Source organism: Streptomyces sp. NPDC001770 (assembly GCF_053596135.1).
Genome location: NZ_JBSFFN010000010.1, coordinates 189,919 through 213,115 on the forward strand (window position 1 = coordinate 189,919; position 23,197 = coordinate 213,115).

Below are 23,197 nucleotides of genomic sequence, written 5' to 3' on the forward strand. Positions count from 1 at the left end.
GACCCGGCGCGGCCTCGGCGAGGGCGTCGTACCGTCCGGCCCGACCGTCGTGCGTCGGGCGACCGGGCGGGTCCCACCCGCGGGTACCCCCGTTCCGTCGCTCCCGATGCCTAGGCTGTGTCCATGACCGACCCGGCCACCGGTACCCCCGCGCCTCCTCCGCCCTCTCCCTGGGCGCGCGCGCGTCCCGCGCGCGCCCAAGGAACCCCCGCGCGCCTGCCGCTTTCGCGCGACCGGGTCGTCGACGCCGCTTTCACCGTGCTCGACCGTGCGGGACTCGACGGCCTGTCGATGCGCCAGGTCGCGGCCGAACTGGGGGTCTCGGCCTCGGCCCTCTATGCCCACGTCAGCTCCAAGGACGACCTCCTGGAGCTGATGTACACCCGCCTCTTCGATGGTTTCTCGATTCCCCGGCCCGATCCCGCCCGGTGGCGGGAGCAGGTACGCGACTACGCCCGCTCCGCACGGCAACGCCTCCTGGCCCACCGGGACATGGCCAGGATTTCGATGGCCCACGCCCCCTTCACCGCCGAACTGCTGCCGCACGTCGAAGCCGTGGTGGCCGTCTTCCGCGTCGCGGGCCTGCCCGACCGCATCGCGGCCAGGGCGGGCGACATCATCTCCACCTACATCGACGGCTTCGTCCTTGAGGAAGGAATGTGGCGGGACCGGGGCGCGGGCCACGAAGGTGACGACCCCTCCCCGGAACCGTCCGACCGGCGCGAGATGGCGGGGGAGATGCAGACCTACCTCGCTTCCCTGCCGGCGGCTGACTTCCCTCATCTGCGGGCCCTGTCCGGGCTGCTGGTGACGGACTCCTCAGAGGAGAGGTTCGACGTCGGCCTGGAGATCATCCTGAGGGGCCTCGCGAGCTACCTGCCGGACCCGAAACGGCGTCAGGGCTCTCACGGGTAGTGCCGCGGGTGGTGGTGCTGCCCGCACGCCGGGGCCGGGCCGCCCCAGGGCCACAGGCGTTTCGGGCCGCCCGGGGTCGTATGCGTCTCGGGGTCGGGGGCGGGGCGTGCGCGACGGGCGTGGGCGGTCGTGCACGCAGGAGTGCGGGGGAGTGGCCCGACCGGATCCGGCCCACCCGTTCACCGGGAAGCGGCCGGGCTGCCCGCCGTGTCCGCGCGGAGCCCGTCGCCCTTCCGCTCCCGAGGCTCCGCCGACTCGGTGGCCCCGCCACACGCCCCACCCACGTATCGTCTACAGTGCAGTAGACCAACGGTGTCGATTGCTGCCCCGGGGCCGGTCGGTGCGAGCCGGGAGGGCCCGCCCGTGACGGTTCGAGGGGTGCCGACTCCGGTACGAGGCATGCCCTGTTGGAATTCCGCGGGCCTTATATCACATGATGCTTTGCCCTTCCTTGACTCCGCCTGGGGCGAAGCGTGGTAAATCGCGCGTTCGTTGACGAGTCGAGAGCTCCAATGAGGCGCATGTCACAGCAGATTGGGCCGATCGGGGTCGGCTCCGGGGGCTAAGTTAGGTCAGCCTCACCTCACGGGATCACCGATCGGATCCGGGACGCGGGCACCGAACGACCCTTCCCCGAACCCAGGAGACCCGACATGCGTACCGCCCGCCTTTCCGCCATGACCGTGACCGCCGCCGTGGTCGGCCTGGCCGCCCTCACCGGCTGCACGGAGAAGAGTGACGCCAAGGCCGACGGCGGGCAGACCGTCAAGGTGACCGCGAGCGACAGCGCTTGCGAGACCTCCTCGACATCCGTGGCGGCGGGCAAGGTGGTGCTGGACATCAAGAGCACCGGCTCCAAGGTCACCGAGGTGGAGATCCTCTACCCCGACGGGCGGATCGCGGCGGAGCGGGAGAACATCGGGCCCAGCACCTCCCACAAGGTCACCGGTGAACTCAAGGCCGGCTCCTACGAAGTGGCCTGTGTCCCCGGCATGACCGGCAAGGGCTTCCGGCAGCCGCTCAAGGTCACCGGCGCCTCCACGGCGAAGCGCGACCCCGAGGCGGACAAGGCCGTCGCCGCCTACCGTGCCTACGCCCAGGAGCAGGCCGACGAGACCCTCCCGAAGGTGAAGGTCTTCACCGACGCCGTGCAGGCCGGCGACCTGGAAGCGGCGAAGAAGGCGTACGCGCCGTCCCGCCTCGGCTGGGAGCGCACCGAGCCGGTGGCCGAGTCGTTCGGGGACATCGACCCGCTGGTCGACACCCGTGCCGACGGGCTGGAGGAGGGGCAGAAGTGGACCGGCTGGCACAAGCTGGAGAAGTCCCTCTGGGAGGACAAGAAGATCACCGACGAGGACAAGAAGCTGGCCGCCCAGCTCCTGAGCGATCTCACCGACTGGCGCAACCGCGTCGGCAACGCCGAGATCACGCCCGCCTCGATGGCCAACGGCGCCAACGACCTGCTCACCGAGGTCGCCACCGGCAAGGTGACCGGCGAGGAGGACCGCTACTCGCACACGGACCTCGTCGACTTCAAGGGCAACATCGAAGGCGCCGAGAAGGCGTACGACCTCCTCAAGTCCACCGCGGCCAAGAACGACCAGGCCCTCACGGCCGAGCTGGACACCCAGTTCGCGAGTGTGGACAAGCTCCTCGACCAGTACCGCCCGGACTCCTCGTCGTACGAGTTCGTCTCGTACGACAAGGTCTCCACCGCCGACCGCAAGAAGCTCTCGGACGCCGTGAACGCCCTGGCCGAGCCCGTTTCCAAGCTCGCCGCGGCCGTCGTCGAGTAAGGGCCGTCACCCGCACCACCTCACTCCGGGCGCCGGTCGCCCACGGAGCGTGAACCGAAGCGACACGGGCCCCCGGGTCCCGCGAAAGGGTTGGGCATGACCGAGGACGAGAGCACGTCCGTCTCTCACTCCCGGCGGGCGCTGCTCGGCTGGGGCGGCGCCGGCCTGGTCGTCGGCGCCGCCGCGGCGGGCGGTGCGGCGGCGCTGGCCGCTTCCCGGCCGGCGGACGACGCCGGGAGCGACGCCGTGCCGTTCCACGGGGCGCATCAGGCCGGGATCGCGACGCCGGTCCAAGGCAGGCTCCACTTCGCCGCGTTCGACGTGACCACCGAGGACCGCGCCGCCTTCGTCCAGCTCCTCAAGGACTGGACGCTGGCGGCGGCCCGGATGACGCAGGGCCGGACCGTCGGCGAGGGCGCGTACGGCGGCATACCGGAGGCGCCCCCGGACGACACCGGCGAGGCGCTCGGGCTGGAACCGTCCCAGCTCACCCTCACCATCGGGTTCGGCGCTTCCCTGTTCGCCAAGTTCGATCTGGGCCGTCAGCGGCCCGACGCGCTGGCGGACCTGCCCAAGTTCGTCGGGGACCAGCTGGACCCCGCGCGCAGCGGCGGCGACCTGTGCGTGCAGGCGTGCGCCGACGATCCGCAGGTGGCCGTGCACGCGATCCGCAACCTGGCCAGGATCGGCTTCGGCAAGGTCGCGATCCGCTGGTCCCAACTCGGTTTCGGGAAGACCTCGTCGACCACGCCGGACGCGCAGACTCCGCGGAACCTCTTCGGGTTCAAGGACGGCACGAACAACATCCCCGGTACGGACACCGGGGCGCTGGACGAGCACGTCTGGGCGAGCGGGAAGGACGGCGCCCCCTGGATGGCGGGCGGCTCCTATCTCGTGGCCCGGCGCATCCGGATGAACATCGAGACCTGGGACCGTACCCCGCTCGGCGAGCAGGAGGACGTCTTCGGCCGCGACAAGAAGGTGGGCGCCCCCGCGGGCAAGGCCACCGAGCGGGCGACCCCGTTCCTCAAGGGCATGAAGCCCACCGCGCACGTCCGCCTCGCCCACCCCGACAGCAACGGCGGCATCCGCATCCTGCGCCGGGGCTACTCCTTCACCGACGGTACGGACGGCCTCGGCAGGCTCGACGCCGGCCTCTTCTTCCTCGCCTACCAGCGGGACCCGCGCAAGGGGTTCGTACCCCTCCAGCGGGAGCTGTCCCGCCACGACGCGCTCAACGAGTACATCCAGCACGTCGGTTCGGCCCTGTTCGCGATCCCGCCCGGCGTCCGCGACACCCACGACTGGTGGGGCCGCTCGCTGTTCGACACCTGACCGCCCGGTCCGCGTACCCCCCCCATGAACACCACGGAGAACAAGAAGGTGACGACGGCATGTTCGGCAACTATCTGATCGGGCTGCGAGAGGGCCTGGAAGCCAGTCTGATCGTCTGCATACTCATCGCCTACCTGGTGAAGACGGGCCGGCGGGACGCTCTGCGGCCCGTGTGGGCCGGCATCCTCGTCGCCGTGCTGATCGCGTTCGGCTTCGGCTGCGCGCTCACCTACGGGTCGCAGGAGATGACCTTCCAGGCGCAGGAAGCCCTGGGCGGTTCCCTCTCCATCGTCGCGGTGGGCCTGGTGACCTGGATGGTGTTCTGGATGCGGCGCACCGCCCGTCACCTCAAGGCCGAACTGCACGGCAAGCTCGACGCGGCCCTCCAGATGGGCACCTTCACCCTGGTGGTGACCGCCTTCCTCGCGGTCGGCAGGGAAGGGCTGGAGACCGCGCTGTTCGTCTGGGCCTCCGTCCAGGCGTCCAGCGACGGCACCCACCGCCCCCTGATCGGGGTGCTCCTGGGGCTTGCCACCGCCGTCGTCATCGGCTATCTGTTCTACCGCGGCGCGGTGCGGATCAACCTCGCCAAGTTCTTCACCTGGACCGGCGGGATGCTCGTCGTCGTTGCCGCCGGAGTCCTCGCCTACGGCGTGCACGACCTCCAGGAGGCCGACTTCATCGGCGGGCTGAACAGCCTCGCCTTCGACATCCACACCGCCGTCCCGGTGGACAGCTGGTACGGATCGCTCCTCAAGGGCATTTTCAACTTCCAGCCCGACCCGACCGTCGTGCAGGTCGTCGTCTGGGTCCTGTACCTCGTCCCGACCCTGGCGGTCTTCTTCGCCCCCGCGCGCACGCCGCGCCCCGGCAGGAAAAAGGAAGAGAACGCCGGCCGGGAACGTGCCGCGCAGGTCTGAACCGTACGGAACACGACGCCGGGCGGCTTCCCCGCGGCGGGCATCGAGGTGCACCGCACGGGGAGGCCGTCCGGCGCGTTTCCTGGGGCGGACGGCTCAGGCGTCCTCGTCCAGCAGGCGTCTGAGCTCGGCCTCGTCCTGCGCGCTGAGGCCGTCGACGAACCGGGCGAGCACCGTGCTGCGGTCGCCGTCCTGGTCGAGTTCCCGGTGCATACGCCGTGCCGTCAGCCCGTGCGAGTCCTCCAGCGGGAAGTAGGCGTACCCCCGGCCCGCCGAGGTGCGCCCGATGACGCCCTTGTCGTGGAGCCGGCCCAGCAGGGTGGCCACCGTGGTCCGCGCGAGCGGTTGCGGCATGGCCGTCCTGACTTCGGCGGCGGTCTGCGGCTTCTCCGAAGCCCAGAGCGCGGCGAGCACGCTGCTTTCGAGCTCGCCCGCCGGCCGGCGTTCGCCCTCGGTGTCCGCCATGGCACTGTCCTCTCCCCGAAAGGGTCTGCTGGGTCCGCGACCGGCGCGGCCGCCCCTCAGGGCGCGTCGTCGAACTGCCGTCCGCCGGGCCTGCAGGCCGCATCGGTCGGCAGTCGTCGATGTTCCCATCTTCTCCCATGGCCGTCCCGGCGCCGCCCCTGCCCCGGCCGGCGCGCAGAGTGGGCAACGCCCGGGGAAGCGACCTCGGGGCATGCGGCTTTCGGTGGGGCGACTGCGCGGGGTGGGCGACTTGGCGAGGCAGGTAACTTGAGGTGCGACGATCGCAGGGCCGTACGGACACCCCCCGGTGGAGCGGGCGGGTCAGTTTCTGTCCGGACGGTCTACGACACCCGAGCAATCCGGGCACACGCGTGACACACGCGTGAGGTCCTGCCCTACCGAAGGACGACAGGTGCTGACTCCACTGTTCGTTGTGCCGCTCCTGCTGCCGTTCCTGCTGGGGCCGGCCGCGAACCGGGTGATGGCGTGGGCCCGCCCGGGCACCGCACTGTGGATCCTCACGGCTGGTGCCCTGGCGCTCGCAGTGGCGAGTGTGGTCTCCCTCGGCGCCCTGAGCCTGACCGGCCTGCTGCTCATACCCGTGTTCGCCAGGATGGGACACCTCGTCCACCCGCTCTGTACGCCCTCGCTGCCCATGGTCGTCGGCGCGGCCGTGGTGTCGTCCGGGACGCTCGCGGTCGGCGCCCTCGCCCTCGGGCGGGCCGCCGTCCGGCACGGGCGCTCCCTTCGGGCGGCCCATCGGCAGGCCGCTTCCCTGCCGATGGCCGGTGACCTCTGTGTCGTCCACTCACCCCACCCCGACGCCTACGCGCTGCCCGGCCGCCCGAACCGCATCGTGGTGACGACCTCGATGCTGCGCTCCCTGCAAGCCCCGGAGCGGGAGGTCCTCTTCGCGCATGAACGCGCCCACAACGCGGGGCGGCACCACTATTTCCTCGCCGTCGCGGAGATCGCCGCCCACTGCCACCCCGCCCTGCGCGCCGTGCGCAAGGCGATCCGGCTCTCCGCCGAGCGTGCGGCCGACGAGGCGGCGGCGCGGGCCGTCGGGGACCGCAAGCTGGCTGCCCGTGCCGTGGCCCGTGCCGCTCTGGCCGGCCAGAACGGCCGAGGCTCCCAACGCCCTTACCTGGCTCCCGGAGTGACGTCAGGTCCGGTACCGCGACGGGTCGCCGCTCTTCTCGCGCCGCCGTCGCGCTCCGAGCTCAGGCCCAGGTCGCTCGCGCTCGTCGTCGCCGTGGCCGTAACACTGTCCACGGGTGTCGCGATCACGGGAATCGCCCACATGAGCCACGAGGTGGGCGAGGCCCGGGGCACGGTCGCTCGCTGACGCCGACGCGAGCGACGGCCCGCCAGGCGTGCTACCGGCCGTCGGGCCGTCCTGTCCGCCGCGCGCGCAGGTACTCGAAGGCGATCGGCAGGACCGAGACCAGGACGATGGCGATCAGGATGAGTTCGATGTGCGCCTCGACGAAGGAGACCTGTCCGAGGAAGTAGCCGAGCACCGTGACGCCGACTCCCCAGATCGTGCCGCCGACGGCGTTGAACGTGAGGAACGTGCGGTAGTCCATGGAGCTGACCCCGGCGACGACCGGTGTGAAGGTGCGTACGACGGGCACGAAGCGCGCCAGCACGATCGAGCGCGGCCCGTACTTCTGGAAGAACGCGCTCGCCTTCTCGACGTTCTCCTGCTTGAACAACCGTGAGTCGGGGCGGCGGAAGAGCGCCGGTCCGGCCTTGCGGCCGATGAGATAGCCGGCCTGGTCGCCCAGGACCGCGGCGACCGCGACGAGCAGGCAGACGAGCCAGAGCGGCTGGGTGAGGTACTCGTTCCCGGCCACCAGGAGCCCGGTGGTGAACAGCAGGGAGTCTCCCGGCAGGAAGAAGCCGATCAGCAGGCCGGATTCGGCGAAGACGACGGCGAGAATGCCGATGAGTCCGAAGGTCGAGATCAGGTAGTCGGGGTCGATCCAGTGCGGGCCGAGGGCCAGTGCCATGGTCACTTTCCTGGGTGCTGAGGGGTGCTGAGGGGTGCTGAGGGGTGCTGAGTGGTGCTGAAGGGCGGGGACGTGTCGAAACGGATCGGGCGTTCGCAGCAGGCGTCGGACCGGGCGTCGGACCGGCCGACGGATCAGGCGTTCAGGGCCCCCGTGCCCAGCAGGGCGAAGAGGAGCAGGCCGACGACGACCCGGTAGACGACGAAGGCGTTGAAGCTGTGCCGGGCGACGAACTTCAGCAGCCAGGCGATGGACGCGTAGGCGACGACGAAGGAGACCGCCGTCCCCACGACGAGGGGCGCGACGGCGGTGCCCGTGCCGACGGCGTCCTTCAGCTCGTACAGACCGGCTCCGGTGAGGGCGGGAATCCCGAGGAAGAAGGAGAGCCGGGTGGCGGCCACACGGTCCAGGTCGAGGATGAGCCCGGTGGACATGGTGGCGCCGGAGCGGGAGAAGCCGGGGAAGAGCAGCGCGAGGATCTGTGAGGAGCCGACGAGCATGGCGTCCTTGAGCGTGGCGTCGCTCTCACCGCGCTTGTGCCGGCCCATCTGGTCGGCCGCCCACATCAGTGCGCTGCCCGCGATCAGCGAACCGGCCACCACCCAGAGCGAGGCGAGCGGGCCGTCGATCAGCGGCTTCGCCGCAAGGCCGACGACGACGACCGGGATGGTGGCGTAGATCACCCACCAGGCGAACTTGTAGTCGTGGTCATGACGCTGGTCACGGTGGCGCAGCCCGCGTCCCCAGGCACCGACGATCCGGACGATGTCCTTGAAGAAGTAGAGAAGGACTGCGGCGATGGCCCCGACCTGGATGACGGCGGTGAAGGCGACGACGGAGGCGTCGTCGACGGGGATGCCCATCAGCCCCTCGGTGATCTTCAGATGGCCGGTCGAGGAGACCGGCAGGAATTCGGTCACCCCTTCCACCACGCCGAGGATCGCAGCTTGTCCGATGCCGATGGCGCTCACGTGAGCCACCTTTCGTCCGAGGGAAGGGGGACGGCCGGGGCCGCTGCCCGGTGCCGTCGCAGGAGTACGAGGAGTGCCGCCGATGCCGTCCAGCAGGCCGCGAACAGCCATCCCGCCACGACGTCGGTCGGCCAGTGCACGCCCAGCCAGACACGGCTGAGACCCACCGCGACCGCCCAGACCGGCGGAACCGCGAGCAGGACGGAGCGTCCCCGGCCGCGCACCCGGCGGTCCACGGCGAGAACGAGCAGCACCCCGACCACCAGGGATGTCGTGGTGTGCCCGGAGGGCAGGGACCAGCCGCTCGCCGAGGCCGCCCAGTCCCCGGCCGGTGGCCGGGGCCTCGCCACGGCCGTGGCCAGAGCGATGCGCGGAAGCTGCGCCGAGGTCAGGGCGAGCAGCCCCGCCGCGGCCCCGCGCCACACCGAGGTGCGGTGCGCGAAGGCTCCGGCCAGGGCCGCCAGCGCGTAGGCCGGTACGCCGCTGCCGGTCACGGTGACCATGCGGGCCGTCCGTCGCACCCACGCAGGCCGGTGTTCCAGCGCCCAGTCGTGGACGGTGGCGTCCACGGCGAAGGGCGCGGGGTGCACGGCGACCGCGACGACCAGAGCCGCCAGGAGGACCGCGCAGACCGCGGCGGCGATCGCCGCCGACCGCCGCCGCCGCCGGCCCCGGAAGGGGAGGCGGTGGGCAGACGGAGGGGGCATGAGGCATCCTGGGGACGGGCCTGGCTCGGGGAGAACGAGCGGCGAAGGCCGGACGGGGTCTAACTTCTATTCACGAATAGAAGTTAGTGAGACTGTAGACCATCGAGGCGGGAAGACGGCGTTGGGCGATCAGCAAGAGGTGGTCGGGGCGGGCGGCGGACGCCGCGCGAACGGTGCGCTGGAGGCCGAGATCCTCGCGCTGCTGCACTCCGCCGAGTCCCCCCTGACACCCGGTGACGTGGTGACCGGACTGACTACCGCGCTCGCCCACACCACGGTCGCCACCACGCTCGCCCGGCTGCACGGCCGGGGCGTCCTGGAGCGCTCGCGGCGAGGACGCAGCTACGCCTACGCGCCGGTCACCGACGAGTCGGGGCTGACCGCCCGGCACATGCACAAGGTCCTGGAGGCGGGCACCGACCGCGCCTCCGTGCTCTCCCACTTCGTGGACGAGCTGTCCGACGACGACGAAGACCTGCTTCGCCGTCTGCTCGCGGGCGACGAGTAGCGGGGCGGCGCACCGATGCACCTGGCCGTCTACGTACCGCTGCTGCTGCCCGTACTCGCCTGGGTGTGCGCGGGCCCGTTGGCCCGGCGCCTGGAACCCCGCCTGGCGACCTGGCTGCTGACCGTGGCCGGGCTGCTGCTCGCCGCGTCCAGCACCGCCGCTCTCGGACTGCTCGCCTTCGCCGGGCTGGTGCGACTCCCGCTCGTCTCCACGCTCAAGGGGTACTCACCGCAGGTGATCGCCCACCAGGACCCGGCGGCCTGGCCGGCGGCGGCGTTGGGAGCCGTGCTGCTCGCCGGCGCGGCGGTGGCCACCCTCCGTTTCACCGTCCGGCGCGTACGGGCCCTCTGGTCCGCCACCCGGGACGCGGCCTGCCTGCCCGGCCGGGACCCCGTCGTCGTCACCGACGGCCGGCACGCCGAGGCGTACACCATGCCTGGCTTCCCGGGCCGCATCGTGATCTCCCACGGCATGCTCGCCGCCCTCGACCCGGCCGGCCACGACATCGTCCTGTCCCACGAGCGGGCACACCTCGAACACCACCACTACGCGTTCGTCGCCCTCGCCCAGATCTCGGCCGCCGCCAACCCGCTGTTGCGGCCCCTGGCCGCGTCCGTCGCGTTCACCGTCGAACGATGGGCGGACGAGAGCGCAGCCCGGGAGACCGGCGACCGCCGCGCGGTCGCCGAGACCGTCGCCCGGGCCGCGGTGGCGACGAAACGCAGCCGCGCCCGCAGGCTGCCCGCGGCGGCACTGGGCGTCCTCGGACACCACCAGGCCCCCGGCCTGGTACCGCGCCGGGTCGCCGCCCTGCTGAACCCCGCCCCACGCAGCCCGGTACACCTCCTGGTGGCCGCGGTGGCCCTCGTCGTCGTGAGCGGCCTGGGTCTCCTGGACGCGACCCACGACCTCCACACGTTCCTTGAGTTCGCGGAGATCCGCTGAGGCTGCGGACGCGCCGCCAGTCCGTCGGACGGCGCCCGCGGATGCTCCGGTTGAGTGCCGCGTGGGCCCATGGGGCCGCTCGGCCGCCATGGAGGGGCGACGCAGCGGGTTCCGGAGGCGGGCGAGGCCCTCCCGCCGGTAACTGGCGGTGTGTCAGGCGGATCGGCCGCCACCTTACGGTGTGTCAGGCCGATCGGCCGGTACCTTACGGTGTGCCAGGCGGATCGGCCGCGATGAGCGCCGGCCCTTGGGACACCTGGGGAACTGGATGCCCACTTCTTCGCGGCCGGGCATGCCGGGCTGCCGGCCGTGGTCGTCCCCCGGTACCGGCGCCCGGGGTGGGACACTCCTCCCGGACGGCTCGGAGGCCGAGTGAGGCGTCCGCCGGACCGCCATCGGGCAATCCCGGACCCCGGCACACAGATCCGCCCGCACACCGCGTGGAGACTCCATGACCGTATCCGACCGTTACCGCACCGCGTGGGAAGGCTTCTGGGAGCAGAGTTCCGGAGAGCAGGGCGAACCCTTCTGGGACGCGGATCCGGCCCTGACGGCGCGGCGCGACCTCGATCACCTCGCCCCGTACGCCGACCCCGCCCTGCCGGTCGCCGACCTCGGGTGCGGCAACGGCACACAGACCCGCTTCCTCGCCACCCGCTTCACCCGCGCCGTCGGCGTCGACCTCTCCGCAGCGGCCGTCGCCCACGCCCGCCGTACCGATCCGGGCGGAGCCGCGACGTACGAGCAGCTCAACCTCGCCGACCCGTCGCAGACCGGCGCGCTGCACGAGCGCCTCGGCGACACCAACGTCTACATGCGCGCCGTCCTGCACCAGAGCGACCCCGAGGACCGCCCGGCAGTGGCCGCCGCCGTCGCCCAACTGGTCGGTGCGCGCGGCCGGGCCCTGGTCCTGGAGCCGACAGGTCGGGCCAAGGCGGTCATCGCCGCCGTCGCGGCTCAGCCCGGCGGCCCTTCACTCAAACTGCGCCGAGTCAAGGAACACGACCTGCGCCCCGGCGAAGTCGCCGAGGGCGAGGTCGCGGCCCTTCTGCGGGCGGCGGGGCTCACCGTACTCGGCGAAGGCGCTACCGCCCTCGCCATGAGCGAGACCCGCCCCGACGGCTCCCCGGTCCAGCTACCCGCCCGCTGGTTCGTCGCCGGACGCCCCTGAGCCGGATGCCGTACGGCGGATCCCCTGACGGGAGAATCCTGGCCCCTCGGACAGGCCCTGTGCCGGGCCACGCGCGTACGGACCGGTCAGTCCACCGCCGTGCACCGGGGCTGTCCGGCAGTCGGTTCCGGGGCCGGGGCCTCGATCGCGAAGAACCGTCTGTCGGTTCCGGCGACCGTCCACAGCTGGGGCGAGGCCTTGCGCCCGTCGTCCCAGACGCAGATGACGGCGCGGACTCCGGGAGCGGTCCGCCCGAAGACAAACCAACCGGAACCGGTCGGGGCGAGCTTGCCCCAGCTGGTCTCGACCGTGCGGTCCCCGGCTCCGATCAGCGCTCCGTCATCCACGAACGAGCGCCGCTCCCCGACCTTCAGGTTGGCGAAGAACCATCCCGTGTGCACGAGTTGAGGCCCTCCCGCACCGCCCGCACGCAGTGGGTCCGGATATTCGGCCTCCTTCATCGCGTTCCACGCGCGGCTCGCCTCGTCGGCGTCGTCGGCGCGCTTCCATATGTCGACGCTGAGGGTCCAGGGCGTCCCGTCGAGCTGCCCACTCGCGATGACCTCCGTGGTGGGCCGGGGCACCGAGTCCGGTACGGCGGCGACCGACGCCACCCCGGAGTCCTCGCGCAGGGAGGCCGACGTCAGGATTCCGGCCGCGCACACCACGGCCAGCGCTCCGGCGGCCGCTCCGGCGGCCCGGCGCCTGCTCCTGCGCCGCCTGCCGCCCACGACGATCGCGTCGACGGGCGCGTGCTCGATCCGTACGCCTCGCGCGGCGTCGGCGAGCAGCTTGGAGATATCGGTGCCCGTATCCGTCATGACATCCGCCCTTCGTGCACCAGATGTGTCGTGTCCGTGCCGGTGCGGGTCGGCCCGATGGCCGACCGGAGCCGGGTGATCCCTTTGGCCGCGTTGCTCTTCACGGTGCCCACCGAGCACCCCATCGCAGCGGCCGTCTGTGTTTCGCTCAGGTCTTCCCAGTAACGCAGCACGACGGCTTCTCTCTGCCGCAGCGGCAGTCGGGCCAGCGCGGCGACCAGGTCAGACCGCTCGACGGCCTGTGCCATGTCGTCGCCGCGCTCCGGCAGATCGTGCCCGAGCCCGGGGGCATCACCTCGTGACAGGTACTCCTTGAGTCCTCTGCGGTACCTGCGCGCGTGTGTGTTGATCATGATGCGCCGCACGTAGGCGTCCGGGTCACGGGCCTGCGCCACCTTGCGCCACGCGACGAAGGTCCGCTCCAGGCAGCCCTGTACGAGGTCTTCCGCCGCGTACTGCTCTCCTGTCAGGAGATACGCGGTCCGCATCAGCCGGGGCCACCGCCCCACGACGAACGCCTGGAAATCGTCGGAACGCTCACCGATGTCCGCGACTGCTCCTACTGTGTCTCTCATGGCTCACCTCCTCGCACCATAGAGTCCGCGGGCACCGGAAACCGTTGCCTGAGGTTTTCGCGTTCTCGCGGAAGGTGGGACAGGCGGCGGACCTGTCCGGCATGCTCGCGATCCGCGACCACCAGCAGTTCGCCTTCCACCTCAGCGCGGCCGAACGGGCATGACGGAAAGCGAGAACCACACGATGGGTGTTGCCCTGTTCTGCGTGGTCCTGCCGGCGGCCCTCTCCGCACTGTTCGGAGCCCTCGCCGTCCACTTCCTCCGCGGCCACCGGACCGCCCGTCGGCTCATCGCCTCGGGTATCCGCACCGTGGGTGTGTGTGAGGGGCTCTCCTGGCACGGCGACGAGGTGTCGGTGCGGTTCTCCTACGCACCGTCCGACGGAATCACGCGCGAGGCGGACTCCTGCGCCACGAACTTCACGAGCGTCGCACCGCGCGACAGCGTCACCGTCGTGTACGACCCTGCGGCCCCCGGCGTCGTCGAGCTGGAGGACCACCTGGAATCCGCACGCTCCGGGCGCTTCCGCGTGCTGCTCGTCCTGACTCCGGCACTCGCCTTCTTCGTCACCTGGCTCGTCCTCGGAATCGGAGTCGTCACCTTCTCCTGACCGGCAGGGCCGAGTCCCCGAGCCACCTCCCTCGTTCGGCATGCAGCCGCCTCATCTCACACCAGGCCGCCCAGGAGTTGTCGGCTTCCTGCCTCACGAAGCGGCGTCGGACGTCGATCCGCCGGTGCGTCAGCAGGCCCAAGCCACCGTGGAACGACGCGATGAGGATGGATACGCACCTCCTCCTACACGTCACTGAAGGTCCAGTACGAGAAGGAGTCCGCGAGATCAGCTCCGTTCACCAGCACCGGCGCCGGATACGCCGCGTGGAAGGCGGTGTCGTGGACCGGGTTGTCCGGCCGGTACGAGGAGTGGGACCCGGTCATGTGCCCGGGCGGTTCCGCGATACCCCGCTGAACGAGGTCGAGCGACTCCAGGTAGTCGCCCCGAAGCGCGAGGCCGAGGCGGCCCGTGCCGACACACCGGCGCCACGCGCCGGAGAACCGGGCTGCCGGCGGACGACGATCCGCGATGACGCGGGCGGAGACCCGCCGGCACATGTCAGTGGGAGGACGCGGAGGAAAGTCCGGTGGAGGCACGGAGGACCAACTCCGTGGCCAGCTCCATACGGGCGGGTGACCGGACACCGGCGTTCTCGCCCCGGGAGAGCTCGATCAGACGTTTGACGGCCGCGGCGCCCAGCTCGGTGCTGGGCTGTCTCACGGTCGTCAGGCCGGGGGTGACGTACTGCGCCTCGGGCAGGTCGTCGAACCCGATGACGCTGATGTCTTCGGGTATCCGCAGGCCCCGGGCCGCCACTGCGTCGTAGACGCCGAGTGCCATGGAATCCGCGCAGGCGAAGACGGCCGTGATCTCCGGGTCGTCGTCGAGCAGCGCGTGGGTTGCGGACGCCGCCTTGGCACGGTTCCATCCGCCGTGGGTCACCGACACCGTGGCGTTGCCGACGGTCGTGGTGTCGGCCGCCGCGCGGAAACCGTCGACGCGTGCCCTGCTGAAGAGGTGGCGCGCATGACCTGCGACCACCCCCATTCGCGTATGGCCGAGGGACAGGAGGTGGTCGCAGGCCATGCGGCCGCCCTCCCAGTTCGCCACCCCTATGCTCGCCACCCCCGAGGGGGGCGTGGTCATCGGGTCGATGAGCACCACGGGGACGCCCGCGGCGAAGAGTGCGCCGAACTGCCGCGACGCGGGATCGATCAAGGTTCCGATCACGCCGATGGTGCGCCTTCTCAGGAGCCGTGACACCCAGTCGCCGTGCGGCTCCGCGAGGGTCAGGACAACATCGATTCCCGCCGCCGCCGCTTCACGCCCCACCCCGGCTATCAGCAGGTTCGCCCACGATCCCTCGAAATGGGTGACCACGAGGTCGAGCGCCTGCGAGAGGCCGCTCTCGTCCCGTACGTTCTCGCTCCTGGCCCCGGCGGGGCGGGTGTAGCCGACGGCCCGCACGGCTTCCATGACCTTCGCGCGGGTCTCCGCCGAGATGTCCGTTCCGCCTCGCAGCACCTTGGACACGGTGGGGATGCTCGTACCGGCGGTCTTGGCCACCAGGGACAGTGTGGGACGCGATCCGGCTGGTCGAGGCGGCATGGGGAAAGGTTAGCCCAACCGCCGAGAGGGCCTGCCGGACGCCGGGGAAGCGCGTGCCACCCTCCGGGGGCAGCTCCGCGGGTGGGGCGGCGGTGCACGCCACGAGGGTCGCCGCCGTCACGGCGGCGACCCTCCGGGCCGGTCGGCGATGTTCTCCTCAGGAGAGGAGGGCGGCGGCAGACCGTGTCAGGACGACAGGGTCCAGCGCTGGTTGGTGCCGCTCGAACAGGTGTAGAGCTGGAGCTGGGTGCCGTTGGCGGTGCCGGCGCCCACGGCGTCGAGGCAGAGCCCGGACTGGACGCCGACCACGGACCCGTCGGAGCTGAGGCGCCACTTCTGGTTGTCGGCACCCCAGCAGCTGTAGATCTGGATCCTGGCGCCGTTTCCGCTGCCCGCGGCATCCAGGCACTTGTTGCCGTAGACCCGCAGTTCACCGGCGGAGGTGAGCTCCCACTGCTGATTGGCGGCGCTGTGGCAGTCGTACAGCTGGACCGCGGTGCCGTCCGCCGTGGCGGAGTTGGGCACGTCCACGCAACGGCCCGAACCGGCACCCTTGAGCTGTCCGCTCCGGCCGCCGCCATTGCCGCCACCGTCGTCGCCACCGCCGGACGAGCCACTGCTGAGTGCGTTGAGGACGGCACTGTAGGCGGACTTCTTGCTGCCGTCGTTGTTGAACAGCAGCGGCGTGTCTCCCGATCGCCAGGAGTCGGAGTCCCGCACGCCCCATACGGTGATGCCGAGGCAACGCGAGACGGCCAGGCAGTCGTTGACCACATTGGCGTAGGTCGTGGCCGAGGCGCCCTGGATGTCGAGTTCGGTGATGGCCACATCGACGCCGAGAGCGGCGAAGTTCTGCAGGGTGGTGCGGAAGTTGCTGTCGTAGGGGCTGCCACTGTTGAAGTGCGACTGGAAGCCCACGCAGTCGATCGGCACGCCGCGCGACTTGAAGTCCCGGACCATGTTGTACACGCCCTGGGTCTTGGCCCAGTTCCAGTTCTCGATGTTGTAGTCGTTGTAGCAGAGCTTGGCGGACGGGTCGGCGGCGCGTGCGGTCCGGAAGGCGACCTCGATCCAGTCGTCGCCGGTGCGCTGCAGATTGGAGTCGCGGCGGCCGCCGGAGTTGCCGTCGGCGAAAGCCTCGTTCACGACGTCCCACTGGGCGATCTTGCCCTTGTAGTGGGCCACCACGCCGTTGATGTGGTCGGTCATCGCCTGGCGCAGCGAACTGCCGCTCAGGCTCTGCATCCAGCTGGGCTGCTGGGAGTACCAGGCGAGGGTGTGACCGCGTACCTGCTTGCCGTTCTGCACCGCCCAGTTGTAGACGCGGTCGGCGTTGGTGAAGTTGAACTGACCCCGCTGCGGCTCGGTGGCATCGATCTTCATCTCGTTCTCGGCCGTCACCATGTTGAACTCACGCGACGCGATCGAGGTGTACGCCGAGTCCCCGAGCTTGCCCGAGGAGATGGCGGTACCGAAGTAGCGGCCGCTCTGCGCCGCCGCGGCGCCGAGCGTGGTCTCGGCGGCGTGTGCGTCCGACGGTGCGACCAGTGCGGCGGACGCACCCAGGACGCCGACGAGCAGCGCCGGCAGCAGAGCGCGGAGCGGCCGGCCGAGTGCGGATCTCGGAAGGGCGTAGGAGCCCATGGCTGTGCCTCCAGAGTGGGGAATCGGCGGAAGGGCCGAAGCGGGGCGGGGCCGCGTCGTCCGCCCTCATCCGGTCGGCGGACGGGCAGGCCGGCGCGTGCGCGGATCCTCGTGCGGCTGTGCGCGGATCTGTGGTGCGGCTGAGCGGAGATCTGTGGTGCGGCTGTGCGGGGATCTGCCGGCGGCACGGAGCGCCCGAGACCGACGGTGGGACGTCCCGGACCGCTTCAGGCGTCTCAGACAGGGATGATTGAGGGTTTGACGGTGGATCGTCAATACCTCGCACGCGAATTGTTCGCGCTAACACTTCGAAACATTTCGCAACGAGGGTGAGCCTGCCCATGAATGTTCGCCATGGCCACCCATGGTCGACTCGGACCCGCCACCCTGCTTGATCCGCATGGAGCGACGCCATGTCGAGCCCCCCGGGGGCGAGTTCCATTACAGGCAGATCTGTCGCACACCTTGACTGCGAGCGCTCACATTCCTAGCTTGTGGCGTCATGAGGGCGAAGCTTTTGCGCAATCTTTCGAAAAAGCTTCGGCCTTCCCGCACCCCCGCACCGCGGCCCGCCGGGTCACCTCACCCCGCCCCTCCCAGGAGGTCCTTTGATGTGGTTCCGTCACGCGTTCCCGGCCCGTCCGGAACGCCTGCTCGCCCTCCTCGCACCCTTGTTGCTCGTCGCCGGCTTCCTCGGGGCCCAGCCCGCCGCCGCGGCGACCGTCGATTCCGGCGCCTCGTACGTTCTGGTCAACCGCAACAGCGGCAAGGCTCTGGACGTCTACAACCTCGCGACCGAGGACGGCGCCCGCATCACCCAGTGGACCCGGAACGACCAGAAGCAGCAGCAGTGGCAGTTCACCGACTCCGGGGACGGCTACTACCGCATCAAGTCCGTCCACTCGGGCAAAGTGCTGGACGTCTACAACTGGTCCACCGCCAACGGCGGCTCGATCGTCCAGTGGGCCGACCTGAACGCCACCAACCAGCAGTGGAAGCTGGCCGACAGTCCGGACGGCTACGTGAGGCTGATCTCACGGCTCACCAACAAGGCTCTCGAAGTGCAGGGCGCCTCCACTGCCGACAGTGCGAACGTCGTCCAGTACGACGACTGGGGCGGCACCAACCAGCAGTGGAAGCTGGTCAAGGTCGGCGGCGGCGAAAGCACCGGCACCTGCGACCTTCCGTCTTCCTACCGCTGGGCATCGACGGGCGCGCTGGCGCAGCCCAAGCAGGGCTGGGCTTCGCTCAAGGACTTCACGGTCGTCCCGTACAACGGCAAGCAACTCGTCTACGCCACGACGCACGACACCGGGACGAGCTGGGGTTCGATGAACTTCGGCCTGTTCACCAACTGGTCGGACATGGCATCGGCCGGCCAGAACACGATGTCGTCGGCGACCGTCGCGCCCACGCTCTTCTACTTCGCACCGAAGAACATATGGGTGCTCACCTACCAGTGGGGCGCGACCGCCTTCTCCTACCGGACGTCGAGCGACCCCACCAACGCGAACGGCTGGTCCGCCCCGCAGGTGCTCTTCTCCGGAAGCATCAGCGACTCCGGAACCGGACCCATCGACCAGACGCTCATCGGTGACGGGACGAACATGTACCTGTTCTTCGCCGGTGACAACGGCAAGATCTACCGGGCCGGCATGCCGATCGGGAACTTCCCGGGCAGCTTCGGGACGTCCTCCACCGTGGTCATGAGCGACACGACGAACAACCTGTTCGAAGCCCCGCAGGTGTACAAGCTGCAGGGGCAGAACCGGTACCTCATGATCGTCGAGGCGATCGGCTCGCAGGGCCGCTACTTCCGCTCGTTCACGGCCACCAGTCTGAACGGGTCGTGGACACCCCAGGCCGCGACCGAGAGCAATCCGTTCGCCGGAAAGGCCAACAGCGGCGCCACCTGGACCAACGACATCAGCCACGGCGAACTGATCCGCACCAACGCCGATCAGACCATGACCGTCGATCCCTGCAACCTGCAGTTGCTCTACCAGGGCCGCAGTCCCAGCTCCGGGGGTGACTACGGCCTCCTGCCCTACCGTCCGGGACTGCTGACGCTGCAGCACTGACGGGTGCCACGGCCGGTCCGGTCACGTACCGGGCCGGCCGTGCCCCGTGCCGCACGAGGCCGGCACGACGGCGAAGATGCCACGGGCGAGGTCGACCATGCGTCCGGTGCGGCCGTCGTCGGCCCACACCAGCGTGATGTGCGGGTGCCTCGTCCGTAGCCGGGCCGTCCATGGCCGGGCCGGCAGCGTCTGTCCCGCGTCCGCTCATGCGGAGGGGACCCCCCCCGGTGGGCGAAGGCGGCGCTCCGCTACGTGCTCTCCCCACGTTCGGAGGCGAAGTGCCCCGCCCCGTCCCCCCTGTCCTCCGTGAAGGGCTCTCCTGGTGAACGGTGTTTCCGGCAGTGGCCCGGGGGCGCGCGACGGTTCGGGGATCGACCACGAGGCGTACGAAACCGTCCGGACGCAGCTGGCCGGGGTCCAGGTGAGGATGCGCGACAACACGGGCAGCAAGCTCGTCAAGGCCAAGAACCACCATGGCCGGGCGAAGGGGAAGGACTCTCTCACCGCCGTCCTGGACCCCACCGTCGAGAGCGTGACGGAGAAGCTCGGCAAGGCGCTCGACGAGATGGGCGACCACGTCGGCAAGAGGGTTCCCTACGCCCTCTCCCGGAGTTCCAAGATCCACGAGGACACCGACCAGGACGTTCACGACCGGGTGAAGGAAATCGACGCCGGGGCGGGAAGGGGCGACGGCGACCGAAGCCGCACGCAGGACGGCAGGCGGTCTCCGACGAGCGCCGGGAACTTCCGGCACCCGGATCCAGCCGGACTCCCTCCACAGCGCCAAGGACGACGCTCAACGCCATTCCATCCCGCTGAAGAAGAAGACGTGCAAGAACGACCCGGTCGACATCGCGACAGGTGAAATGACGCTCACCCGGTCCGATCTCGTACTTCCCGGTGTTCTGCCGTTGCCGCTGCGCCGCACCCATCTGTCCGAATACCGCTACGGGCGCTGGTTCGGGCGCAGTTGGGCGTCCACGCTCGACGAACGCATCGAACTGGAGCCCAGGGGAGGCATGGCGGTCTGGGCACGGGAGGACGGCTCGGTGCTCGTCTACCCCGATCTCCCGGCCCCTGGCGACGCGGAGGGGGTTCTGCCCGTGTCCGGGCCGCGATTGCCCCTGACTCACGGTGGAACGGACAACAGCGAGACGTCCTACCTGGTCGTGGATGCCACGACGGGATGGTGCGCACCTTCACCGGCAGTCCGTACAACCAGTCCTCCGCCTTCTGGCTCAGGGAAGTGGAGGACCGGAACGGCCATGGGTCGCCTTCCGACGTACCACGAGCGGTGCTCCGGCACAGGTGATCCACCACGGTGGCTACAAGGTGCTGTGCCATGTCGTGGACGGCCGTGTGGCGGAACTCGCCCTCCGCACCGCAGGCGGGAACGTCAGCGTCCTGGACTGCGGCTACGAGCCGGCCGGAAGCCGGGACGCCGTCACCAACTCCTCCGGCCTGCACCTGCGTTTCGGTGGCGACCCGGATGGGCGGATCACCTCCTGGACCGACCGGAACGGGTCGAGCTTCCACTACGGGTACGACCTCGCGGGCCGTGTGACCACGACAACGGGCCCGGACGGGATGCTTTCGGCTCACCTTCGTTCGAGCGGAGAAGACACCTAGTACGGCTACCGCAAGGCCCGCGCCGCCGGTTCACCTCCGCTCGAGCGGAGGTGAACCGACGGTGGCACGGGTCGTCAAGGAGGACGGTGCTCTCCGCGCGAGCGGAGGTCAGCCTCACCGTGACGAGCCTCCACCTCCCACTGGACCAGTGGCGGCCAACCGCTGCCGCCCGCACAACCACCGGCCCAGTCGGACACCATTGGTGGATCTGCGAAGCCCGGGTCACCGGTTCAGATCTTCCTTGTCCCGGGAGACCCGCGAGCCCAGGTGGGCCCGCCCCGACGAGCCGCAACAGCGTGCTCGGGGCACTGCCGCGTACACCGAAGCGCATTTGAGCCGTGAGGACGTCGAGCTCAACCTCGGGCTGGAATCGGTGTGGTGTCGCTTCCCGCACTCACTGGAGCTGATCGTTCTCTCTGCCGTGGACCTGAACCGGATTGACGCGATCCTGTGAACGGCGGCTCGGTGGCCCGCTCAAGAGGTGCCGGCCCGCCGGTCGGCCAGGAGTCGGACGTGGGCACGGATCCGCTCACGGTCCTCGGGAAAAACGCTGTCCCAGTCGGCGTCCAGGTCGACCCACGCCGCAGGCTGGCCAGGCTCCCCCGTGAGTCGGACGTCGCCCTCAACGGTCGCGGCGTACGACAGCCCCAATGTCGGGGACCAGTCGGCCCGGTAGGAGCGAACCGCGACAGCGGCAGGCTCAGCGTGCACCTGTACACCCAGTCCGGTTTCCTCTAACAGCTCGCGTTCCGCAGCCCGTCGGGGTGTCTCGTGCGGTTCGACCTTGCCGCCCGGTGGCACCCAGCCGCGCACACGGTGCTTGACCAGAACGATGTACCGCAGCGCGGGGTCGGTGACCCACACCTCCGCCGCCAGCGGCTCCATCGGAAGCCGCCGTGCTTCATCCAGCCAGGTCCTGGCTCCGTCGAACTCCAGTGCAGCCGAACGGGCGTCCTCGACCGCTGCATTCAAGATCAGCTGACCAGGTTCACGATGACTCATCCGCCACACCTTAGGCGTGCCCAGCCGCATGCACCGCAGACATCCTCATCCTGCCCAACCAACCCGAGGGGAACGCAGTCCGTGAACCATGCTTCGTACGAGCCCCAACGAGGGGCCTGGGCGGTCCTGGGCGGAATCCACCTCTTCAATTCCACCGAGCCCGCGCCGACCGAGCGAGCCGATCGTGCTTGTCAGGGTTCCCCCGCAAGAAGTATCTGTCCCCAGCACCATGGCGGTCCTCACATGGAACCGCGTCGACCTCTGCCAGGTCGACGCGCTCAAAGCCGATGGAACCCGGTCCGGAAGATTCTGCACCCGCCCGGTGTCGCTACAGAGAGTGACCGCATGAATGAAGCTCATATTCGCGGAAATCGTCGCCTTCGAGCCCCCGCGACCACATGGGGGGTGTGGGGTCGCCGCCAGGCCCTCGGGGCGGCAGCGACTGCGTACGCCCAGGGGAAGGCGCTGCGAAGGCACGCGGGGAGGTCTCGGGGCGCGGACGAAGGCCTGCCGTCCCTGACGGGGTGTCGGCCAGGTCGGCAAGTGGTCGGCATGAGTCCTGAAAACCCTGGGGAATGCTGCCCGGACATGCGAATCGTTGTAGGGTAGGCGGACAGCACTTGACCTGCAAAAACGCAGGCAGGGAGCCTAAGTTCAGGAGTTCGCCGATGATCCGCACCATGTTCAAATCCAAGATCCACCGTGCCACGGTGACCCAGGCCGACCTGCACTACGTGGGATCGGTCACGATCGACGCGGGGCTGATGGAAGCCGCCGACCTGCTCCCCGGCGAGCTGGTGCATATCGTCGACATCACCAACGGTGCCCGCCTGGAGACGTACGTCATAGAGGGCGAGCGGGGTTCCGGCGTGATCGGGATCAACGGTGCCGCCGCGCACCTCGTGCACCCCGGAGACCTGGTCATCCTGATCAGCTACGCGCAGGTCGACGACGCGGAGGCGCGCACGCTCGTCCCCAGTGTGGTGCACGTTGACGCGGAGAACCGGATCGTCGCGCTGGGGAACGACGCCTCCGCGCCGGTACCTGGCACCCCCACCGAGCGCAGCCCGCACGCGGTCCCGTCGGCCCGCTGACGCCGACGCGGGTTCGGCGGCAGTACGGGCGGGCCCCGGGCCGACCGGGTGCGGTCCGGGCGTGGGAGGTGTGGTCCCCGCAGGCGCGGGCAGCCGCAGCGGGAGACGGTGGGGATGAGCCCCACTCGTACCGTTCGCACCATGGGAGGGCCGCGATGACCCAGCCGTACCCCGATCCCGTCCGTCCGACGCCCGTGCCGAGCCCGCCGCCGGTGCCCGGGCCGCCGACGCCGGTGCCCACTCCGCCGCCGGTGCCGCCGGGCCCCGGGCCCGTACCGCCCGGCCCGGCTCCGGACCCGATTCCGCAGCCTCCGGCGCCGGGCCCCGAACCAGTACCGGACCCCGAGCCGTCCCCGCAGCCCGCGGGCTGATCCCGGGCAGCGGGCCCGGGGCGGTGCTCCCTCGCGTTCGCGCGTGAGGCTCTGGCACCCCATGTATAACC

Annotated in this window: 23 protein-coding genes and 1 pseudogene; 14 read left to right on the forward strand and 10 right to left on the reverse strand. The window is 70.3% G+C overall.

The window, feature by feature from the left end; genetic code table 11:
* The first annotated feature begins 123 nt into the window (after positions 1 to 123).
* The 4 genes from ACWCSV_RS12075 (at position 124) to efeU (ending at position 4,966) form a co-directional block, all read left to right on the forward strand.
* Positions 124 to 915, forward strand: a complete 792-nt coding sequence (locus ACWCSV_RS12075) for a TetR/AcrR family transcriptional regulator (protein WP_451141123.1) — start codon at positions 124 to 126, stop codon at positions 913 to 915.
* Positions 916 to 1,568: 653 nt separating this feature from the next.
* Positions 1,569 to 2,711: an iron uptake system protein EfeO gene (gene efeO, locus ACWCSV_RS12080; protein ID WP_451141125.1), complete on the forward strand. Its 1,143-nt coding sequence runs from the start codon at positions 1,569 to 1,571 to the stop codon at positions 2,709 to 2,711.
* A 96-nt stretch (positions 2,712 to 2,807) separates the two neighbouring features.
* Positions 2,808 to 4,046, forward strand: coding sequence for an iron uptake transporter deferrochelatase/peroxidase subunit (efeB, locus tag ACWCSV_RS12085; RefSeq protein WP_451141127.1), 1,239 nt, complete (start codon positions 2,808 to 2,810; stop codon positions 4,044 to 4,046).
* A gap of 59 nt (positions 4,047 to 4,105) precedes the next feature.
* The gene (gene efeU / locus ACWCSV_RS12090) at positions 4,106 to 4,966 is read left to right on the forward strand and encodes an iron uptake transporter permease EfeU (RefSeq protein ID WP_451141129.1); all 861 of its coding nucleotides are present in this window, start codon (positions 4,106 to 4,108) and stop codon (positions 4,964 to 4,966) included.
* Positions 4,967 to 5,062: 96 nt separating this feature from the next.
* On the opposite strand, the gene ACWCSV_RS12095 is transcribed toward efeU, so the two are convergent.
* Entirely contained in the window at positions 5,063 to 5,431 is a 369-nt protein-coding gene (locus ACWCSV_RS12095) for a BlaI/MecI/CopY family transcriptional regulator (protein ID WP_451141131.1), read from the reverse strand.
* A 412-nt stretch (positions 5,432 to 5,843) separates the two neighbouring features.
* Between ACWCSV_RS12095 and ACWCSV_RS12100 the strand changes: the two genes are divergently transcribed.
* Positions 5,844 to 6,779, forward strand: coding sequence for a M48 family metalloprotease (locus ACWCSV_RS12100; RefSeq protein WP_451141133.1), 936 nt, complete (start codon positions 5,844 to 5,846; stop codon positions 6,777 to 6,779).
* Positions 6,780 to 6,810: 31 nt separating this feature from the next.
* On the opposite strand, the gene ACWCSV_RS12105 is transcribed toward ACWCSV_RS12100, so the two are convergent.
* The 3 genes from ACWCSV_RS12105 to ACWCSV_RS12115 form a co-directional block, all read right to left on the reverse strand.
* On the reverse strand, positions 6,811 to 7,446 hold the full coding sequence (locus tag ACWCSV_RS12105) for a DedA family protein (RefSeq protein WP_451141135.1): 636 nt from the start codon (positions 7,444 to 7,446) through the stop codon (positions 6,811 to 6,813).
* A gap of 134 nt (positions 7,447 to 7,580) precedes the next feature.
* Entirely contained in the window at positions 7,581 to 8,417 is an 837-nt protein-coding gene (locus ACWCSV_RS12110) for an undecaprenyl-diphosphate phosphatase (RefSeq protein ID WP_451141137.1), read from the reverse strand.
* A complete protein-coding gene (locus tag ACWCSV_RS12115; RefSeq protein WP_451141139.1) occupies positions 8,414 to 9,124 on the reverse strand; it encodes a phosphatase PAP2 family protein in 711 nt (236 codons plus the stop codon). Before ACWCSV_RS12115 ends, ACWCSV_RS12110 begins: the two co-directional genes overlap by 4 nt.
* A gap of 121 nt (positions 9,125 to 9,245) precedes the next feature.
* Here ACWCSV_RS12115 and ACWCSV_RS12120 point away from each other — a divergent pair, with 121 nt between their 5' ends.
* From ACWCSV_RS12120 to ACWCSV_RS12130, 3 genes are all read left to right on the forward strand, one after another.
* Entirely contained in the window at positions 9,246 to 9,632 is a 387-nt protein-coding gene (locus ACWCSV_RS12120) for a BlaI/MecI/CopY family transcriptional regulator (protein ID WP_451141141.1), read from the forward strand.
* 15 nt (positions 9,633 to 9,647) lie between these two features.
* Positions 9,648 to 10,577, forward strand: coding sequence for a M56 family metallopeptidase (locus ACWCSV_RS12125; RefSeq protein WP_451141143.1), 930 nt, complete (start codon positions 9,648 to 9,650; stop codon positions 10,575 to 10,577).
* Positions 10,578 to 11,028: 451 nt separating this feature from the next.
* On the forward strand, positions 11,029 to 11,748 hold the full coding sequence (locus tag ACWCSV_RS12130; RefSeq protein ID WP_451141145.1) for a class I SAM-dependent methyltransferase: 720 nt from the start codon (positions 11,029 to 11,031) through the stop codon (positions 11,746 to 11,748).
* A gap of 86 nt (positions 11,749 to 11,834) precedes the next feature.
* Here ACWCSV_RS12130 and ACWCSV_RS12135 read toward each other — a convergent pair whose 3' ends face one another.
* Together ACWCSV_RS12135 and ACWCSV_RS12140 are read right to left on the reverse strand one after the other, a co-directional pair.
* Positions 11,835 to 12,569, reverse strand: coding sequence for a hypothetical protein (locus tag ACWCSV_RS12135; protein WP_451141147.1), 735 nt, complete (start codon positions 12,567 to 12,569; stop codon positions 11,835 to 11,837).
* Positions 12,566 to 13,144, reverse strand: a complete 579-nt coding sequence (locus ACWCSV_RS12140) for a SigE family RNA polymerase sigma factor (RefSeq protein ID WP_451141149.1) — start codon at positions 13,142 to 13,144, stop codon at positions 12,566 to 12,568. Before ACWCSV_RS12140 ends, ACWCSV_RS12135 begins: the two co-directional genes overlap by 4 nt.
* A gap of 184 nt (positions 13,145 to 13,328) precedes the next feature.
* Between ACWCSV_RS12140 and ACWCSV_RS12145 the strand changes: the two genes are divergently transcribed.
* Positions 13,329 to 13,754, forward strand: coding sequence for a hypothetical protein (locus ACWCSV_RS12145; RefSeq protein WP_451141151.1), 426 nt, complete (start codon positions 13,329 to 13,331; stop codon positions 13,752 to 13,754).
* Positions 13,755 to 13,939: 185 nt separating this feature from the next.
* Here the strand turns inward: ACWCSV_RS12145 and ACWCSV_RS12150 are convergent, their stop codons facing one another.
* The 3 genes from ACWCSV_RS12150 to ACWCSV_RS12160 form a co-directional block, all read right to left on the reverse strand.
* The gene (locus ACWCSV_RS12150) at positions 13,940 to 14,080 is read right to left on the reverse strand and encodes a GH39 family glycosyl hydrolase (RefSeq protein ID WP_451141153.1); all 141 of its coding nucleotides are present in this window, start codon (positions 14,078 to 14,080) and stop codon (positions 13,940 to 13,942) included.
* 175 nt (positions 14,081 to 14,255) lie between these two features.
* Positions 14,256 to 15,263 (reverse strand): LacI family DNA-binding transcriptional regulator, encoded by a 1,008-nt coding sequence (locus tag ACWCSV_RS12155; RefSeq protein ID WP_451141155.1) that lies wholly within the window; start codon positions 15,261 to 15,263, stop codon positions 14,256 to 14,258.
* 228 nt (positions 15,264 to 15,491) lie between these two features.
* Positions 15,492 to 16,949 carry an endo-1,4-beta-xylanase gene (locus ACWCSV_RS12160; RefSeq protein ID WP_451141157.1) on the reverse strand — a complete coding sequence of 486 codons (1,458 nt, stop codon included), beginning with the start codon at positions 16,947 to 16,949 and terminating at the stop codon, positions 15,492 to 15,494.
* 611 nt (positions 16,950 to 17,560) lie between these two features.
* On the opposite strand from ACWCSV_RS12160, the gene ACWCSV_RS12165 reads away from it, so the two are divergent.
* The 4 genes and pseudogenes from ACWCSV_RS12165 (at position 17,561) to ACWCSV_RS12180 (ending at position 20,659) form a co-directional block, all read left to right on the forward strand.
* Positions 17,561 to 19,030 (forward strand): non-reducing end alpha-L-arabinofuranosidase family hydrolase, encoded by a 1,470-nt coding sequence (locus tag ACWCSV_RS12165; RefSeq protein WP_451141159.1) that lies wholly within the window; start codon positions 17,561 to 17,563, stop codon positions 19,028 to 19,030.
* A gap of 322 nt (positions 19,031 to 19,352) precedes the next feature.
* On the forward strand, positions 19,353 to 19,895 hold the full coding sequence (locus tag ACWCSV_RS12170; RefSeq protein WP_451141161.1) for a hypothetical protein: 543 nt from the start codon (positions 19,353 to 19,355) through the stop codon (positions 19,893 to 19,895).
* A gap of 1 nt (position 19,896) precedes the next feature.
* Positions 19,897 to 20,031: pseudogene (locus tag ACWCSV_RS12175) on the forward strand (DUF6531 domain-containing protein); the annotation flags it as partial.
* Between the two features lie 307 nt (positions 20,032 to 20,338).
* Positions 20,339 to 20,659 carry an RHS repeat domain-containing protein gene (locus tag ACWCSV_RS12180; RefSeq protein ID WP_451141183.1) on the forward strand — a complete coding sequence of 107 codons (321 nt, stop codon included), beginning with the start codon at positions 20,339 to 20,341 and terminating at the stop codon, positions 20,657 to 20,659.
* A 474-nt stretch (positions 20,660 to 21,133) separates the two neighbouring features.
* Here ACWCSV_RS12180 and ACWCSV_RS12185 read toward each other — a convergent pair whose 3' ends face one another.
* On the reverse strand, positions 21,134 to 21,661 hold the full coding sequence (locus tag ACWCSV_RS12185) for an NUDIX hydrolase (protein WP_451141163.1): 528 nt from the start codon (positions 21,659 to 21,661) through the stop codon (positions 21,134 to 21,136).
* 668 nt (positions 21,662 to 22,329) lie between these two features.
* Here ACWCSV_RS12185 and panD point away from each other — a divergent pair.
* Positions 22,330 to 22,755: an aspartate 1-decarboxylase gene (gene panD, locus ACWCSV_RS12190; protein ID WP_451141165.1), complete on the forward strand. Its 426-nt coding sequence runs from the start codon at positions 22,330 to 22,332 to the stop codon at positions 22,753 to 22,755.
* Positions 22,756 to 23,197: the final 442 nt, after the last annotated feature.

What these genes read in the sequence shown, in the direction of transcription:
- ACWCSV_RS12075 (WP_451141123.1), top strand. Translation starts at nt 124, where the DNA reads ATGACCGACCCGGCCACCGGTACCCCCGCGCCTCCTCCGCCCTCTCCC.
- efeO (WP_451141125.1), top strand. Translation starts at nt 1,569, where the DNA reads ATGCGTACCGCCCGCCTTTCCGCCATGACCGTGACCGCCGCCGTGGTC.
- efeB (WP_451141127.1), top strand. Translation starts at nt 2,808, where the DNA reads ATGACCGAGGACGAGAGCACGTCCGTCTCTCACTCCCGGCGGGCGCTG.
- efeU (WP_451141129.1), top strand. Translation starts at nt 4,106, where the DNA reads ATGTTCGGCAACTATCTGATCGGGCTGCGAGAGGGCCTGGAAGCCAGT.
- ACWCSV_RS12095 (WP_451141131.1), bottom strand. Translation starts at nt 5,431, where the DNA reads ATGGCGGACACCGAGGGCGAACGCCGGCCGGCGGGCGAGCTCGAAAGC.
- ACWCSV_RS12105 (WP_451141135.1), bottom strand. Translation starts at nt 7,446, where the DNA reads ATGGCACTGGCCCTCGGCCCGCACTGGATCGACCCCGACTACCTGATC.
- ACWCSV_RS12115 (WP_451141139.1), bottom strand. Translation starts at nt 9,124, where the DNA reads ATGCCCCCTCCGTCTGCCCACCGCCTCCCCTTCCGGGGCCGGCGGCGG.
- ACWCSV_RS12125 (WP_451141143.1), top strand. Translation starts at nt 9,648, where the DNA reads ATGCACCTGGCCGTCTACGTACCGCTGCTGCTGCCCGTACTCGCCTGG.
- ACWCSV_RS12130 (WP_451141145.1), top strand. Translation starts at nt 11,029, where the DNA reads ATGACCGTATCCGACCGTTACCGCACCGCGTGGGAAGGCTTCTGGGAG.
- ACWCSV_RS12135 (WP_451141147.1), bottom strand. Translation starts at nt 12,569, where the DNA reads ATGACGGATACGGGCACCGATATCTCCAAGCTGCTCGCCGACGCCGCG.
- ACWCSV_RS12140 (WP_451141149.1), bottom strand. Translation starts at nt 13,144, where the DNA reads ATGAGAGACACAGTAGGAGCAGTCGCGGACATCGGTGAGCGTTCCGAC.
- ACWCSV_RS12145 (WP_451141151.1), top strand. Translation starts at nt 13,329, where the DNA reads ATGGGTGTTGCCCTGTTCTGCGTGGTCCTGCCGGCGGCCCTCTCCGCA.
- ACWCSV_RS12150 (WP_451141153.1), bottom strand. Translation starts at nt 14,080, where the DNA reads ATGACCGGGTCCCACTCCTCGTACCGGCCGGACAACCCGGTCCACGAC.
- ACWCSV_RS12160 (WP_451141157.1), bottom strand. Translation starts at nt 16,949, where the DNA reads ATGGGCTCCTACGCCCTTCCGAGATCCGCACTCGGCCGGCCGCTCCGC.
- ACWCSV_RS12165 (WP_451141159.1), top strand. Translation starts at nt 17,561, where the DNA reads ATGTGGTTCCGTCACGCGTTCCCGGCCCGTCCGGAACGCCTGCTCGCC.
- ACWCSV_RS12185 (WP_451141163.1), bottom strand. Translation starts at nt 21,661, where the DNA reads ATGAGTCATCGTGAACCTGGTCAGCTGATCTTGAATGCAGCGGTCGAG.
- panD (WP_451141165.1), top strand. Translation starts at nt 22,330, where the DNA reads ATGATCCGCACCATGTTCAAATCCAAGATCCACCGTGCCACGGTGACC.